At 69.7% G+C, this 15,388-nt stretch carries 11 protein-coding genes; 5 read left to right on the top strand and 6 right to left on the bottom strand.

All coding sequences use genetic code 11. The features are described from left to right. Positions 1-37: 37 nt before the first annotated feature. The 3 genes from bpln_RS07540 to xylF all read right to left on the bottom strand — a co-directional run bounded on the left by bpln_RS07540 (position 38) and on the right by xylF (position 3,913). Positions 38-1,240, bottom strand: a complete 1,203-nt coding sequence (locus tag bpln_RS07540) for a sugar ABC transporter permease (RefSeq protein WP_055138493.1) — start codon at positions 1,238-1,240, stop codon at positions 38-40. Further along, positions 1,237-2,796, bottom strand: a complete 1,560-nt coding sequence (gene xylG, locus bpln_RS07535; protein ID WP_042626524.1) for a D-xylose ABC transporter ATP-binding protein — start codon at positions 2,794-2,796, stop codon at positions 1,237-1,239. Before xylG ends, bpln_RS07540 begins: the two co-directional genes overlap by 4 nt. 88 nt (positions 2,797-2,884) lie before the next feature. Continuing rightward, positions 2,885-3,913, bottom strand: coding sequence for a D-xylose ABC transporter substrate-binding protein (gene xylF, locus bpln_RS07530; RefSeq protein WP_055138492.1), 1,029 nt, complete (start codon positions 3,911-3,913; stop codon positions 2,885-2,887). A gap of 320 nt (positions 3,914-4,233) precedes the next feature. On the opposite strand from xylF, the gene bpln_RS07525 reads away from it, so the two are divergent. Together bpln_RS07525 and bpln_RS07520 are read left to right on the top strand one after the other, a co-directional pair. Then, positions 4,234-5,457, top strand: a complete 1,224-nt coding sequence (locus bpln_RS07525) for a XylR family transcriptional regulator (RefSeq protein ID WP_042624638.1) — start codon at positions 4,234-4,236, stop codon at positions 5,455-5,457. Further along, positions 5,454-6,524 carry an aldose epimerase family protein gene (locus tag bpln_RS07520; RefSeq protein ID WP_042624637.1) on the top strand — a complete coding sequence of 357 codons (1,071 nt, stop codon included), beginning with the start codon at positions 5,454-5,456 and terminating at the stop codon, positions 6,522-6,524. The genes bpln_RS07525 and bpln_RS07520 overlap by 4 nt, the downstream gene beginning before the upstream one ends. A gap of 191 nt (positions 6,525-6,715) precedes the next feature. Here bpln_RS07520 and bpln_RS07515 read toward each other — a convergent pair whose 3' ends face one another. Further along, a complete protein-coding gene (locus tag bpln_RS07515; protein ID WP_055138491.1) occupies positions 6,716-7,546 on the bottom strand; it encodes an NAD-dependent epimerase/dehydratase family protein in 831 nt (276 codons plus the stop codon). A gap of 124 nt (positions 7,547-7,670) precedes the next feature. Here bpln_RS07515 and bpln_RS07510 point away from each other — a divergent pair, with 124 nt between their 5' ends. After that, positions 7,671-8,471: an AraC family transcriptional regulator gene (locus bpln_RS07510; protein ID WP_055138490.1), complete on the top strand. Its 801-nt coding sequence runs from the start codon at positions 7,671-7,673 to the stop codon at positions 8,469-8,471. Positions 8,472-8,592: 121 nt separating this feature from the next. On the opposite strand, the gene alaS is transcribed toward bpln_RS07510, so the two are convergent. Continuing rightward, complete coding sequence (gene alaS / locus bpln_RS07505; RefSeq protein WP_055138489.1) at positions 8,593-11,217, bottom strand: alanine--tRNA ligase; 2,625 nt, start codon at positions 11,215-11,217, stop codon at positions 8,593-8,595. Positions 11,218-11,634: 417 nt separating this feature from the next. Between alaS and bpln_RS07500 the strand changes: the two genes are divergently transcribed. Further along, the gene (locus tag bpln_RS07500) at positions 11,635-12,855 is read left to right on the top strand and encodes a CaiB/BaiF CoA transferase family protein (protein WP_055138488.1); all 1,221 of its coding nucleotides are present in this window, start codon (positions 11,635-11,637) and stop codon (positions 12,853-12,855) included. 380 nt (positions 12,856-13,235) lie between these two features. Here bpln_RS07500 and bpln_RS07495 read toward each other — a convergent pair whose 3' ends face one another. Continuing rightward, positions 13,236-13,457 (bottom strand): ornithine acetyltransferase, encoded by a 222-nt coding sequence (locus bpln_RS07495; protein ID WP_420807355.1) that lies wholly within the window; start codon positions 13,455-13,457, stop codon positions 13,236-13,238. Positions 13,458-13,669: 212 nt separating this feature from the next. Here bpln_RS07495 and bpln_RS07490 point away from each other — a divergent pair, with 212 nt between their 5' ends. Beyond that, positions 13,670-15,379, top strand: coding sequence for a glutamine--tRNA ligase/YqeY domain fusion protein (locus bpln_RS07490; RefSeq protein WP_042624631.1), 1,710 nt, complete (start codon positions 13,670-13,672; stop codon positions 15,377-15,379). Positions 15,380-15,388: the final 9 nt, after the last annotated feature.

Below are 15,388 nucleotides of genomic sequence, written 5' to 3'. Positions count from 1 at the left end.
GGCTCGGCGCGGCGGCCGGCACTGCCCGCGGCGGTGCCTAGCGGCGCCCGGCGCGCGACATCACGTCGATCCAGACGGCCAGCACCAGGATCCCGCCCTTGACGATCATCTGCCAGTAGGCGTCCACGTCGAGCATCGACATGCCGTTGTCGAGGCTGGCCATTACCAGCGCGCCGATCAGCGCGCCGTGGACGGTGCCCGCCCCGCCGCGCATCGAGGTGCCGCCGATGAAGCAGGCCGCGATCGCGTCGAGCTCGCCCATGTTGCCCGCCGACGGCGAGCCGGCCGCGAGCCGCGCGGTGTTGACGATGCCGCCGAACGCGCACATCAGGCCCATCAGCCCGAAGATCGCGAGCTTCACGCGATCGGTGTTGATGCCCGACAGGCGCGTGGCCTCCAGGTTCGAACCGACCGAATAGATGCGCCGGCCGAACACGGTCTGGGTGGCCACCCACGAGAAGATGCCGAGCAGCGCGAGCACCAGCAGCACCGGCACCGGAATCCCGCCGTAGCTGTCGAGCGTGGCCACGAACGCGGCCACGATCAGCCCGGCCGCGACCAGCTTGGCGACGTCCTGCCAGGGCGGCACGACCTCGAGTTCGTAGCGGCGCCGCGCGCGCCGCTGGCGCACCGTCACCGCCACCAGCAGCACCACGATCAGCAGCGCGATGGCGTCGCCGATGCGCGGCGGCACGTAGCCCTGGCCGATCAGCACGAAGCCGTCCGAGACCGGCGCGACGGTCGCGCCGTGCGTGATGCCGAGCAGGATGCCGCGATAGGCGAGCATCCCGCCCAGGCCGACGATGAACGACGGCACGCCGCGATAGGTGGACCACCAGCCGTTGAAGAGGCCCACCGCCACGCCGAGCACCATCACCACCGGCACGGTGGCCACGATCGGCCAGCCAAGCACCTGGTCGAGGATCGCCGCCACGCCGCCGAGCAGGCCGAGCAGCGAGCCCACCGACAGGTCGATCTCGCCGGCGATGATCACGAACACCATCCCGCAGGCCAGCATGCCGGTGATCGACATCTGCCGCAGCAGGTTGGACAGATTGCGCGGCGTGATGAAGGCGCCGTCGGTCAGCACCGAAAACAGCAGCCAGATCGCGGCCACCGCGATCAGCAGCGCGAGGATCTTGTAGCGCGCGAACAGCCGGCGCAGCTGCTGCGCGGTGCCGGTGGCGCCCGCCGGGCGGGCCGCGCGGTCGGCGGCCTGGGTGGTCGTCTCGGGTGTCATGCGATGCCTGCCTCGGTTTGAGTCGTGTCGCGCCGCGCGGGCCGGATCGCCGCGCTCAGCACCTGTTCCTGGGTGAGTCCGTCGTTGGGGAAATCGCCGCGCAACTCGCCGTCGCCGATCACGATCACGCGATCGGCGATGCCGAGCACCTCGGGCAACTCCGAGGACACCATCACGATCGCCATCCCGCGCTTCGCGAGGTCGCCGATCAGCTTGTAGATTTCGTACTTCGCGCCCACGTCCACGCCGCGCGTGGGCTCGTCGAGGATCAGCACGCGCGGCTCGGTCAGCAGCATGCGCGTGAGCACCGCCTTTTGCTGGTTGCCGCCCGACAGGCTCGCGATCGACAGCATCGGATGCGCCGCGCGCACCGACAGCCGGCGCATCTCGACGCGGATCGTGTCGTGCTCGGCGGCCGCGTCGATCCGGCCGAAGCGCGCGAAGCGCTGCAGCACGGCGAGCGTGATGTTGTGGCCGACGCTCAACTGCGGGACGATGCCGTGGCGCTTGCGGTCCTCGGGCACCATCGCGATGCCGGCGCGGATCGCGTCGAGCGGCGCGCGGATCCTGAGCGGCGCGCCGTCGAGCAGCACCTGCGCCTCGCTCGCGCCCGGGTAGGAGCCGAAGATCGCCTGCATCAGCTCGGTGCGCCCCGCCCCCACCAGCCCGGCCACGCCGAGGATCTCGCCGCGCCGCACCGCGAACGAGACGTCGTCCACGCGCTTGCGGCGCGGGTTGTTGACGTCGAGGCAGGTCACGTTGCGCGCCTCGAGCACGATCTCGCCGATCGCGTGCGGCTCGCGCGGAAACAGGTTGGTGATCTCGCGCCCCACCATCTGCGCGATGATGCGCTCGGTCGACATGCCCTGCATCGGCTGGGTCGAGACATGCTTGCCGTCGCGGATCACGGTGACCGTATCGCAGACGGCCGCGACCTCGTCGAGCTTGTGCGAGATGTAGACGCAGGCGATGCCGCGCGCCTTCAGGTCGCGAATGATGTCGAGCAGGATGCGCGTCTCGGCGGCCGTCAGCGACGACGACGGCTCGTCGAGGATCAGCAGCTTCGCCTGCTTGTTGAGCGCCTTGGCGATCTCGATCAGCTGCTGGTGGCCGCCGCCGTAGTGCATCACCGGCAGCGCCACGTTGATGCCGGTGATGCCGAGCCCGGTCAGCAGCTCGTCGGCGCGGCGCACCATCGCCGCGTAATGCATGCGCCCGCCCGGCAGCGTCAGTTCGTTGCCGAGAAACAGGTTCTCGGCCACCGACAGCTCCGGCACCAGCATCAGCTCCTGGTGGATGATGACGATGCCGGCGCGTTCGCTGTCGCGAATCCCGGCGGCCTCCAGCGGGCGGCCTTCCCAGCGTATCTCGCCGTCCCAGGTGCCGCTCGGGTAGACGCCCGAGAGCACCTTCATCAGCGTGGACTTGCCGGCGCCGTTCTCGCCGCACAGGCCCACGCACTCGCCGGGCCGCACCACGAGATCGATGCCGTCGAGCGCCTTCACGCCGCCGAAGGTCTTCACGATGCCGCGCATCTCCAGCAGGGGTTCCGACATGCGGGTGTCCGACATGCGCCGTCCTTGTTCGTATCCGGGGGTTCGGGTGGCCCGGCCTCACGCTGCCGCGCGCGGCCGGGGCGCCGCCTCAGTGCGCGCCGATCTGCGCCTGCGTGTAGAAGCCGTCCTTCACCACCACGTCGACGTTGTCCTTGGTCAGCAGCGTCGGTTGCAGCAGTTGCGTGTCGACCTTCTTTTTGCCGTTGTCGTACTGCGCGTTGAAGGCCGGCTTGCCGCCCTTGGCGAGCGTCACGGCGAGCTTGGCCGCCTCGCCCGCGATCAGCTTGAGCGGCTTGTAGACGGTCATCGTCTGGGTGCCGGCCACCAGGCGCTTGACGGCGGCCAGATCGGCGTCCTGCCCCGATACCGGCACCTTGCCGGCCAGGTGCTGCGCGGCGAGCGCCTGGATCGCGCCACCCGCGGTGCCGTCGTTCGAGGCCACCACCGCGTCGATCCGGTTGCCGTTCGCGGTCAGCGCGTTCTCCATGATGCCGAGCGCGGTGGACGCGCTCCATTCCGGCACCCACTGCGAGCCGACCACCTTGATGTCGCCGCGATCGATCGCGGGCTGCAGCACCTTCATCTGGCCTTCGCGCAGGATCTTCGCGTTGTTGTCGGTGGGCGCGCCGCCGAGCAGGAAGTAGCGGCCCTTCGGACGCGCGTTGAGCACGCCTTGCGCCTGCAGCTCGCCGACCTTCTCGTTGTCGAACGAGATGTAGGCGTCCACGTCGGCGTCGAGGATCAGGCGGTCATACGAGACCACCTTGATGCCGGCCTTCCTGGCCTCGGCCACCACGTTGGTGAGCGCCTTCGAGTTGAACGGCACGATCACGATCACGTCCACGCCGCGCGAGATCAGGTTCTCGATCTGCGAGATCTGGCGCTCCTCGCTGGCGTCGGCCGACTGCACCGACACCTTCGCGCCGAGCTTCTCGGCGGCGGCCACGAAGTAGTCGCGATCGCGCGACCAGCGCTCGACGCGCAGGTCGTCGATGCAGAAGCCGATCTCGGGATGATCCTTGCTGGCGTGGGCGAGCGGTGCCGCGAGCGACAGGCCCGCGAGCGCCGCGGTGACGACGAACGATTTCAGGACGGAACGACGGCGATTCGATGGCATGTCTCTGTCTCCATTTCGTACTGGTTCTTGTGTGTGGGTCGCCGGTGTCCGGTGCCCGGCGCGCCGGCCGGCGGCACGCGATCCGGGCGGTGGCCGGGCGCGGCCGGCCCGACGACAAGCGGCATGGTGCATGCGCCGGCCGCCGGGCGGCAATTACGAAATTGCCCAACCGCCTTAACATTTCTTGCCGACCCGATGTGATCGCAGCACCGGCGCGGCCGCCAGCCACTAGAATGGTCGGACCGCGACACCCGGGCCGCCCTGGCGCCCGTGATTTCGATATGCGAGCCGCCGCCGTTGCCTCGCGAGGAGACCGATCCATGCAACGTCCGTCCGCCGATCCGCCGCCGCCCGCGCGCGCGCACCGGATCGCGCTGCTGTTCAATGCGAACAAGGTGTACGACCGCGAGGTGATCGTCGGCATCGGCGACTACATGCGCTCGACGCGCGTGACCTGGGACCTGTTCCTCGAGGATGACTTCCGCTGCCGGCTGGCCGGCATCGAGCGCTTCGACGGCGACGGCATCATCGCCGACTTCGACGATCCGGCCGTGGACGCGGCGCTGCGCGGCTGCCCGCTGCCGGTGGTGGCGGTCGGCTCGTCCTACGAGGACACGGCGCACTATCCGGCCGGCCTGCCCTACGTGGCGACCGACAACGGCAAGCTGATCACGCTCGCCTACACGCACCTGATCGAGGCCGGGCTCGAGCACTTCGCGTTCTACAGCCTGCCGCCCGCCGACGAGAACCGCTGGGCGCAGCAGCGCGAACTCGTCTACACGCGCCTGCGCCGCCACGATGCGCCGGCGCTGCCGATCGAGCGGGAGATCTACCGCGGCCTGTCCACCAGCGCACCCACCTGGCACCAGTCCACGCAGCAGCTGATCGACTGGCTGCGCGCGCTGCCCAAGCCGGTCGGCGTGATCGCCGTGACCGACGCGCGCGCGCGGCACCTGCTGCAGGCCTGCGTGTCGGCCGGGCTCGCGGTGCCCGAGGAGATCGCCATCATCGGCATCGACAACGATCCGCTCACGCGCACGCTGTCACGCATCCCGCTCTCGTCGGTGATCCAGGGCACCGAGGAAATGGGCCGCACCGCCGCCCACCTGCTGCACCAGATGCTCGGCGGCGCGCGCTTCGCGGGACGCCAGATCCTGGTGCCGCCGGTGGGCATCAACGTGCTGGCCTCCACGCGCCACCAGCCGCTCGCGAGCCCCTACGTGATGCGTGCGCGGCACTTCATACGCCAGTACGCGTGCCAGGGCATCCGCACCGAGCAGGTGGCCGACTACGTGGGCGTGTCGCGCTCGTCGCTGGAGGAACATTTCCGCCGCGAGCTGCGCTGCACCGTGCATCAGGAGATCCTGCGCCACAAGCTCGACGCGGCCAAGCAGCTGCTCGCGCAGCGCGAGCTGGCCACCGCCGAGGTGGCGGTGCGCTGCGGCTTCACCTCGACGCAATACATGTACGCGGTGTTCCGGCGCGAGCTCGACTGCACGCCGCGCGAATACCAGGAACGCACGCTGTCCGGAGATCACGCTTGAGCGCAATCCAATCGACACCCGCCTTCGGGCCGGCCGGCCACAGCGTCTCGTCGCGGCCGTGGGGCCGCCTGCCCGGCGGCGACCTGGTGCGCCTCTTCACGCTGCGCAACGCGCACGGCATGCGCGTGGCGATCAGCGACCTCGGCGCGACGCTGGTGTCGTGGCAGACGCCCGATCGCGGCGGCCGGCTCGGCGAGATCCTGCTCGGCTTCGACGCGCCGGCCGCCTACCTCGATTCGCAGGCCTATCTGGGCGCGCTGGTCGGGCGCTGCTCGAACCGCATCGCCGGCGCGCGCTTCACGCTCGACGGCATCGACTATCCGCTCGACCGCAACGACGGCGAGCAGTGCCTGCACGGCGGCCTGAGCGGCTTTCACCGCGCGCTGTGGGACACCGACATGCTCGACGACGCGCTGGTGATGCGGCTCGTCTCGCCCGAGGGCGACGGCGGCTTCCCCGGCAACGTCGAGGTGCAGGTGCGCTATGCGCTCGACGACGACGGCACGCTGTCGATCGGCTACGAGGCGCGCGCCGACGCGCCCACGCCGCTGCAGCTGACGAGCCATCCGTATTTCAACCTGAGCGGGCGCCCGCGCGCCGACATCGACGGGCACATCCTGACGATCGACGCGGACCGTTATCTGGAAGTGGACGCGCGGATGATCCCGACGCGGCTCGCGAGCGTGGCCGGCACCGCGTTCGATTTCCGCCAGAGCGCGCCGCTCGGCGCGCGGCTCGGCTGGCCGCATGCGCAGCTCGCGCTGGCGGGCGGCTTCGATCACTGTTTCGTGCTGCGCGAGGACGGAGGCGACGGCGGCGTGCGCGCCGTGGCGCGCGTCTACGATCCCGGCAGCGGCCGCGAGCTGACGGTGCTGACCGACCAGCCGGGCCTGCAGCTTTATACCGGCAACGCGCTGGCGGGCGCGCATGCGCCGCGCAGCGCGCTGTGCCTGGAAGCGGGCGCGTTTCCGAACCAGATCAATTCGGAGCGGGCCGAGGCGGTGGTGCTGCGCCCGGGCCAGGTGTATCGGCAGGACACGCGGTATCGGGTGGCGGTGGCCGGTTGACGGGCGGACGACGCCGGCCGGCCGCCGGCTCGTGGCGCGTCGGGAGCGGGCCGGGGCGGGGCGATGAACGCCGGTCCGCATCATGCCGCGCCACCTCGCAAGGGTGGCCGGAACGGCGCGGGCCGCTGATCGTGGCGCCTGGGCCTTCGTGAGCTCGCGAAGCGGGCGTTGCGCCGGTATCGCCGCGGATGCTACAGCGCAAAGGCGGCGACGGCATCCGCGAGGCGCGGAAACACGGGCCTGAAGCCGAGATCATCCCGGATGCGCCGGCCGTCGAGCGGCGTGTCGAAAGCGGCTCCGCGTTCGGCCTCCGAGCCGTCCGGCGGCGGCGCGCCGACCGCCGCGAACAGATCGGCGATCCGGGGCGCCTCGTCGTCGACCACGTTGTAGACGCGGTACGTCGGGGCGGCCGCATCGAGCAGCCTCGCCACGGCCTGAGCCACGTCCGCGTGATGCGCGATCGACATGCGCTGATCCGGGGAAAATCCGCGCATCAGCGCAACCGCTTCCTCGAGGTGCGGATCGCCGTCGCCATAGACGAAAGGCAAACGCAGCACCCGCACGTCGAGATCCGCCTGGCCGAGCAGGAACCGTTCGGCGGCAAGCTTGCTCGCCGGATAGGCGGCGACCGGGGCGCAATGATCGTCCTCGTTCGCCGGGCCCGGGTGGGCCGGCCCGTAGACGAGGCCCGTGCTCGGAAAGATGAACCGCGTGACGCCGGCGGCCCGCGCGGCGTCCGCCAGACGCTGCGTGCCGATATGGTTGACGTGGTGCGCCTGGTCCGAGGTGGCGCCACGGAAAAATGCCGCGCAGTGAACCACCGTGTCGATCCCCGCCACGGCGGCCGCGAGCGAGTCCGCGTCGAACAGGTCGCCCTCGACGAGTTCGGCGCCGTCCGCCTGGCAGTGCGTGGCACGCAGCGGATCGCGGATCAGCGCACGCACCCGATCGCCGCGCCGGACCAGGTGCTTGACGAGTCGACTTCCGATCTTTCCGGTGGCTCCGGTCACAAGTATTGTCATGAAGGGTTCGTGTCGGAGTGATGGGACCCGCCAACTGTATCCGCCGGCTGCCGGCCTGCATTGGAAAAAACGGACAGGTCGCGCGGCTCGTGCGCGACGACCGAACGCTGTTTACACTCTGCCCATGCCCATCGACACCCTTCACCGCAAGCCGGCCACGCACCGTCCCGTGGTCCCGCCGGTCATCGATGCCCTGTTCGGCGATGAATGCCTCGCCGACACGCCGAAAGTGGCGATCCCGCGCCCCGAGCTGCACCTCGTCGTCCGGTTCGGACCCTCGGCCAACCGGGGGCTGGACATTCACGTACTCGGGGCGCGTCAACGCGTGATACGCAAGGTGATTCGCAAAGGACAGCGGACCATCGTGGCCCGCCTCCAGCTGGGCATGGCGGCGGCGGTGCTCGGCGCACCGCCCTGCGCGTTCAACGATCGCGTGGTGCCGCTGGAAGCGGTGTGGCACGCCGCCGAGACGCAGCACCTGTACGACGAGCTGGCGGCGGCGACCGACGACGCCGAAGCCGCGACGAGTCTGGCGCGAGCCATTGCCGCTCGCCTGTCGCCGGGCGACCCGAGGCCCAGGCACGCATCGCTGGTCGGCGAAGCCGCGAGGAAACTGCTCGGGGCAAAGGTCGGCGACGTGGCCGCCGACCTACGGATCAGCGAACGGCAGCTGCGCCGTGTTTTTCTCGACGCGGTCGGGATGGGTCCGAAGCGGTATGCGCGACTCATGCGATTCGCGCGCGCGACGGAACTGGCGCGCGAGGGCACGCGCGCGGATTGGGCGGGCATCGCCGTCGCAGCCGGCTATTACGACCAGGCGCATCTCATCGAGGATTTTCAGGTCTTCGCCGGTACCACGCCCGAAGCATTCCGGCGCGAACTCGACGGCACCGGCATGCCCGTGAGACAGGCGGGAGCGGCGTAGCGGCAATCGATGCCCGCCCGCTGCCTCGCTCCCGTACCGCCAGCCACGCCCCAAAAAGCAAAAAGCCGCGAACCTCCCGGCTCGCGGCTTTTTTGCACGGCCTTGCGGCCGGCTCAGCGCGTCACAGCTTCGACGCGACCCAGGCCGCCACGCCGGCCAGCGCTTCCGGCAGCTTGCCCGGCTCGGTGCCGCCCGCCTGCGCCATGTCCGGACGGCCGCCGCCCTTGCCGCCCACCTGCTGCGCGACGAAGTTCACGAGTTCGCCCGCCTTCACCTGCCTGCTCGCCTCGGCCGTCACGCCGGCGATCAGGCTGACCTTGCCGCCCTCGACGGCGGCCAGCACCACGGCCGCATGCTTGAGCTTGTCCTTGAGCTTGTCCACCGTCTCGCGCAGCGACTTCGAATCGGCACCCTCGAGCACGGCGGCCAGCACCCTCACGCCGTTGACGTCCACGGCCTGTTGCGCGAGCTCGTCACCCTGGCTCGACGCGAGCTTCGACTTCAGCGCGGCCAGTTCCTTCTCCAGCGACCTGACCTGATCCTGCACCTGGCCGATGCGCTGCGTGAGTTCGGCCGGCTGCGCCTTCAGCATCGCGGCGGCCGTGGAAAGGCGCGCGTCGAGTTCCTGCACGTAGCGCACCGCGTTGTCGCCGGTGATCGCCTCGACGCGGCGGATGCCGGCCGCGACGCCGCCTTCGGCCACGATCTTGAAGAAGCCGATGTCGCCGGTGCGGCTCACGTGGGTGCCGCCGCACAGCTCGCGCGAGAAGCCGAGATCGAGCACGCGCACCTCGTCGCCGTACTTCTCGCCGAACAGCGCCATCGCGCCGCCCTTCACCGCATCGTCATAGGACATGTTGCGGATCACGCCGGGCGCGTTGGCGAGGATCTCCGCGTTGACGATCGCCTCGACCTTGCGGATCTCATCGTCGGTCAGCGGCGCATTGTGCGCGAAGTCGAAACGCGTCTTCTCGGCGTCCACCAGCGAACCCTTCTGCTGCACGTGGCCGCCCAGCACCTCGCGCAGCGCCTTGTGCATCAGGTGGGTGGCCGAGTGGTTGCGCTGGGTGCGGGCGCGGCGGCCGGCGTCCACCTCGGCGCGCAGCACGTCGCCCACCTTCAGCACGCCCTGCTCGACCGTGCCATGGTGGCCGATCACGTCGGCCTGCACCTTCAGCGTGTCCTCCACCGCGAAACGCGTGGCCGTGTTCGCGAGCGTGCCCTGGTCGCCGACCTGGCCGCCCGATTCTGCGTAGAACGGCGTGTGGTCGAGCACCACCACGGCCTGCTCGCCGGCCTTCGCCTCATTCACGGCGGTGCCGCCGACATAGAGCGCGACGATCTTCGCGTCGTCGAACGCGAGCTTCTCGTAGCCGTGGAAGGTGGTCTTCGCGCCGGAATAGTCGAGGCCCTGCGTCGCCTTGAACTTGCCGGCCGCGCGGGCCTGCTCGCGCTGGCGCGCCATCGCGTCGTCGAACGCGGGCTCGTCCACCGTCATCTCGCGCTCGCGGCAGACGTCGGCCGTCAGGTCGAGCGGGAAGCCATAGGTGTCGTGCAGCTTGAACGCGAGTTCGCCGTCGAGCACCTTGCTGCCCTTCGCGTCGAGCTCGGCCAGCGCCGCGTCGAGGATCGTCATGCCGTGCTCGATGGTTTCGAGGAAGCGCTCCTCTTCCTGACGCAGCACGTCGGTCACGCGGCCCTCGGCCTCCTTCAGCTCCGGATAGGCGGCGCCCATCTCGGCCACCAGGTCGGCCACCAGCTTGTGGAAGAACGCGCCCTTGCGGCCCAGCTTGTAGCCGTGGCGGATCGCGCGGCGCACGATGCGGCGCAGCACGTAGCCACGGCCTTCGTTGCCGGGAATCACGCCGTCGACGATCAGGAACGAACAGGCGCGGATGTGATCGGCGATCACCTTCAGCGAGTTGTTCGTCAGGTCCGCCACGCCGGTTTCGCGCGCGGCGGCCTTGATCAGGTTCTGGAACAGGTCGATCTCGTAGTTGCTGTGGACGTGCTGCAGCACCGCCGCGATCCGCTCCAGGCCCATGCCGGTGTCGATCGACGGCTTTGGCAGACGCGTCATGTTGCCTTGCGCGTCGCGGTTGAACTGCATGAACACGAGGTTCCAGATCTCGATGTAGCGGTCGCCGTCTTCCTCGGGCGACCCCGGCGGGCCGCCCCACACGTCCGGGCCGTGGTCGTAGAAGATTTCCGAGCACGGGCCGCACGGGCCGGTGTCGCCCATTTGCCAGAAGTTGTCCGACGCGTAGCGCGCGCCCTTGTTGTCGCCGATGCGGATGATGCGCTCGGCCGGCACGCCCACGTCCTTCGCCCAGATGTCGTAGGCCTCGTCATCGTCGTGATAGACGGTGACCCACAGCTTTTCCTTCGGCAGGCCGTACACGCTGGTCAGCAGTTCCCAGCTGTAGTGGATCGCGTCGTGCTTGAAGTAGTCGCCGAACGAGAAGTTGCCGAGCATCTCGAAGAACGTGTGGTGGCGCGCGGTGTAGCCGACGTTCTCGAGGTCGTTGTGCTTGCCGCCCGCGCGCACGCTGCGCTGCGAGGTGGTCGCGCGCGAGTACGGGCGCGATTCGGTGCCGAGGAACACGTCCTTGAACTGCACCATGCCCGAGTTCGTGAACAGCAGCGTCGGGTCGTTGCCCGGGACGAGGCTCGACGAACGGACGATCGTGTGGCCCTTCGATTCGAAGAACTTGAGGAATTTCTCGCGGATTTCGGCGGCTTTCATAGCGTGCGGGAACGGTCCTGCCAGACTGGCTCTATGGCTATCGGCGCCTCGCGCCGGGAATCGGGCGACAGGCGGCTGGTTTTCTGAAACGGTCGATTATACGGGATCACGCCTCGCGGGCGGCAGGCCCGCGCCAGCCAAGGCGCGCGCGGCACCGGCGCGGCCCTTGGAGCGGCTGCGCGGCGCCCTGAAAACAGCCCTGACACGACGCGGGCGCCGCCCGAACGGCGCGGCGGCAGCCTCGTTCGGCCCGCGCGCCCGCGCCCCTCGCCCGCCCCTGCCCCGCCCCCCCGGCCGGCACGCCCGCTCGGCGCCGGACTCGCGCCGCCTCCGGCCGATTCGCTTTAAGATGCACGACGACCGCCGCCCGGGGGACCGCCCGCGCGAGCCGCCCGACACCGAGGGAGACGACGACAGATGGGTGCTTTGAGTCATATCCGCGTCCTGGACCTGAGCCGCGTGCTGGCCGGCCCGTGGTGCGCGCAGACGCTCGCCGATTTCGGCGCCGACGTGATCAAGATCGAGCGCCCCGGCGCCGGCGACGACACCCGCCACTGGGGCCCGCCCTACCATCGCGCGGCCGACGGCAGCGACACGCGCGAGGCCGCCTATTACCTGGCCGCGAACCGCAACAAGCGCTCGGTGACGGTCGACATCGCCACCCCGGACGGCCAGCGCCTGATCCGCGAGCTGGCCGCGCAAAGCGACGTGGTGATCGAGAACTACAAGGCCGGACAGCTGAAAAAATACGGCCTCGACTACGAATCGCTGCGCGCGATCAAGCCGGACCTCGTCTACTGCTCGGTGACGGGCTTCGGCCAGACCGGCCCCTATGCGTACCGCGCCGGCTACGACTTCATCATCCAGGGCCTGGGCGGCTTCATGAGCATCACCGGCGAGCGCGACACCGAGCCCGGCGGCGGCCCGCAGAAGGCCGGCGTCGCGATCGCCGACCTCGCCACCGGCCTCTATGCCTGCACCGCGATCCTGGCCGCGCTGGCGCACCGCGACCGCAGCGGCGAAGGCCAGTACATCGACATGGCGCTGCTCGACGTGCAGGTGGCGCTGCTCGCCAACATGACCACCAACTACCTCGCGAGCGGCCAGCCGCCGGCGCGCTGGGGCAACGCGCATCCGAACATCGTGCCGTACCAGACGTTCCAGGCCAGCGACGGCTGGATCATCGTGGCGGTCGGCAACGACGGCCAGTTCCGCAAGTTCGTCGAGGCCGGCGGCCGGCCCGAACTGGCCGACGACGCACGCTTCGCGACCAACCCGGAGCGCGTGCGCCACCGGCCCGTGCTGGTGCCGATGCTGGCCGAAATGACGCGCCAGTCCACCCGACAGGAATGGATCGCCGCGCTGGAGGCGGCCGGCGTGCCGTGCGGGCCGATCAACGACCTGGCCGAGGTGTTCGAGAACGAGCAGGTGATCGCGCGTGGCCTGCAGGTGGCGCTGCCGCATCCGAGCGGCGCGCCCGTGAAGCTGGTGCGCAATCCCGTGAAGATGAGCGCGACGCCGCCCGAGGCGCGCAGCGCGCCGCCGCTGCTCGGCGAACATACCGACTCGGTGCTCGCCGAGGTGCTCGGCTACGACGCGAACGCGATCGCCGCGCTGCGTGAGAAAGGAGTCGTGTAGGAAGGCGATGCAGGCGCCGGCCCGGCAGCCATGGCTTGTCGCCGTCATGCATGGAAAACGCCGGAGCGCGCGCTTGCCCGCTCCGGCGCCGTGCCGGCGGCCAGCGGCCGGGCCGGTGAAGGCCGGCCGCTCCCGCGGCGGTGCGTGGTGGCCGGCGGGCACCGCCCGGGCCTGCGTGGCCGCGGCGGTGCCCGCTGGCTCTCCCTGATGCCCGTGTTGTTGGCTTGGCTTGTGTTGGCTTGGCTTGGTCGACGTTGCCTTCGGCGCCGGCCAGCCGGGTTCGCGGCGGCCAGCGAGGCCGGGCACCGCGGCGCCTTGCGGCGTCCGGCCCGGGCCGCCTATCGGGCCGCTACCGGCCGGTGAGCCCGCTCGCGCCCGCTTCAGCGATGCACGTTCGCGCCGACGATGCCGCCGGCGGCGGCGCCGGCCACGGTGCCGATCGGCCCGCCCGTGACGAGGTAGCCGAGCGCGCCGCCCGCGGCCGCGCCGATGCCGGCGTTGCGCTGGGTGCGCGTCATCGTGCAGGCGCCGAGGCTCGCGACGACGACGGCGAGAACGGTGGCACGAACCAGAAAATGCGTGGTTTTCATTTGAGTGGACATATCGAGACTCCCTGCGCGGCACTTCCCTATCGAAGCGGTAGGCGAATCTTAAAAAATGCCCGGCACCCGCGCCAGCGCGTTTTACCTCCCGTTACGACTGATACAGCCGCGCCGGCCGCCTGACGCAGGCTCCTCACCGGGCGCCCGGCTCAGGTAGAATCGACGGTTTCAGGCGGCGCAACCGGCGCGCGCCCACTTCTTCCAGTTCCCGCATGAGCACCGAACGCAACGACGCCCCCGCGGCATCCAACTTCATTCGCAACATCATCGACGACGACAACGGCTCGGGCAAATGGGGCGGGCGCGTCGAGACGCGCTTCCCGCCGGAGCCGAACGGCTACCTGCACATCGGCCACGCCAAGAGCATCGTCCTGAACTTCGGCGTGGCGCGCGACTACGGCGGCGTCTGCCACCTGCGCTTCGACGACACGAACCCCGAGAAGGAAAGCGTCGAGTACGTGGACTCGATCATCGACGCCGTGAAGTGGCTTGGCTTCGACTGGCAGAAGGACGGCGCCGATCACCAGTATTTCGCGAGCGACTACTACGACAAGCTCTACCAGTTCGCCGAGCTGCTGATCGAGCGCGGCCGCGCCTACGTGGACAGCCAGAGCGCCGACGAGATGCGCGCCAACCGCGGCTCGCTGACCGAGCCGGGCAAGCCCTCGCCGTTCCGCGAGCGCTCCGTGGAGGAAAACCTCGACCTGTTCCGCCGCATGAAGGCCGGTGAATTCGCCGAGGGCGAGCACGTGCTGCGCGCGAAGATCGACATGGCCTCGCCGAACTTCAACATGCGCGACCCGGTGCTGTACCGGATCCGCTTCGCGCATCACTACCGCACGGGCGACGCGTGGTGCATCTACCCGATGTACGACTACACGCACTGCATCTCGGACGCGCTCGAGAACATCACGCACTCGCTCTGCACGCTCGAATTCGAGGATCACCGCCCGCTCTACGACTGGGTGCTCAACGAGCTGGCCGACGCCGGCGTGTTCACGCGGCCGCTGCCGCAACAGATCGAGTTCTCGCGCCTGAACCTGACCTACGCGATCACCAGCAAGCGCAAGCTGCTGCAGCTCGTGACCGAGAACCACGTGGACGGCTGGGACGATCCGCGGATGCCGACCATCGTCGGCATCCGCCGTCGCGGCTTCACGCCCGAGAGCCTGCAGCTGTTCTGCGAGCGCATCGGCGTGACCAAGGTGGACTCGTGGATCGACATGGGCGTGCTCGAAGGCGCGCTGCGCGACGACCTCGACGAGAAGGCGCCACGCACGGCCGCCGTGCTCGACCCGCTCAAGCTCGTGATCGACAACTACCCGGAAGGCCAGAGCGAGGCCTGCACGGCGCCCGTCCACCCGCACCATCCGGAACGCGGCCTGCGCACGTTCCCGATCTCGCGCGAGCTGTGGATCGAGCGCGACGACTTCCAGGAAGTGCCGGCGAAGGGCTACTTCCGCCTGTACCCCGGCAACAAGGTGCGGCTGCGCTACGGCTACGTGATCGAATGCACGGGCTTCGACAAGGACGAGCAAGGCAACGTCACCGCCGTGCACTGCAACTACTTCCCGGACAGCAAGTCCGGCACCGACGGCGCGAACACCTACAAGGTCAAGGGCAACATCCACTGGGTCAGCGCCGCGCACGCGGTGGCGGCCGAGGTGCGGATCTACGACCGCCTGTTCCGCGAGGCGCATCCCGACGCCGGCGGGCGCAACTATCTGGAAGCACTGAACCCCGACTCGAAGAAGATCGTCAACGCCTACCTCGAACCGGGCGCGGAACGGGCCGAGGCCGAGGCGCGCTACCAGTTCGAGCGCCACGGCTACTTCGTGGCCGACCGCCTGGACTCGCAGCCGGGCAAGCCGGTGTTCAACCGGATCGTGCCGCTGCGCGACAGCTGGGGCAGCAGCAAGTAACCGGCCCCG

It is taken from the genome of Burkholderia plantarii, assembly GCF_001411805.1.
Lineage (GTDB): Bacteria > Pseudomonadota > Gammaproteobacteria > Burkholderiales > Burkholderiaceae > Burkholderia > Burkholderia plantarii.
Note: the sequence above shows the minus strand (reverse complement) of the source record. Positions and strands in the feature narration are given on the sequence as shown.

Coding starts and splice junctions, on each gene's coding strand:
- bpln_RS07540 (WP_055138493.1), bottom strand. CDS start 1,240: ATGACACCCGAGACGACCACCCAGGCCGCCGACCGCGCGGCCCGCCCG.
- xylG (WP_042626524.1), bottom strand. CDS start 2,796: ATGTCGGAACCCCTGCTGGAGATGCGCGGCATCGTGAAGACCTTCGGC.
- xylF (WP_055138492.1), bottom strand. CDS start 3,913: ATGCCATCGAATCGCCGTCGTTCCGTCCTGAAATCGTTCGTCGTCACC.
- bpln_RS07525 (WP_042624638.1), top strand. CDS start 4,234: ATGCAACGTCCGTCCGCCGATCCGCCGCCGCCCGCGCGCGCGCACCGG.
- bpln_RS07515 (WP_055138491.1), bottom strand. CDS start 7,546: ATGACAATACTTGTGACCGGAGCCACCGGAAAGATCGGAAGTCGACTC.
- bpln_RS07510 (WP_055138490.1), top strand. CDS start 7,671: ATGCCCATCGACACCCTTCACCGCAAGCCGGCCACGCACCGTCCCGTG.
- alaS (WP_055138489.1), bottom strand. CDS start 11,217: ATGAAAGCCGCCGAAATCCGCGAGAAATTCCTCAAGTTCTTCGAATCG.
- bpln_RS07500 (WP_055138488.1), top strand. CDS start 11,635: ATGGGTGCTTTGAGTCATATCCGCGTCCTGGACCTGAGCCGCGTGCTG.
- bpln_RS07495 (WP_420807355.1), bottom strand. CDS start 13,457: ATGTCCACTCAAATGAAAACCACGCATTTTCTGGTTCGTGCCACCGTT.
- bpln_RS07490 (WP_042624631.1), top strand. CDS start 13,670: ATGAGCACCGAACGCAACGACGCCCCCGCGGCATCCAACTTCATTCGC.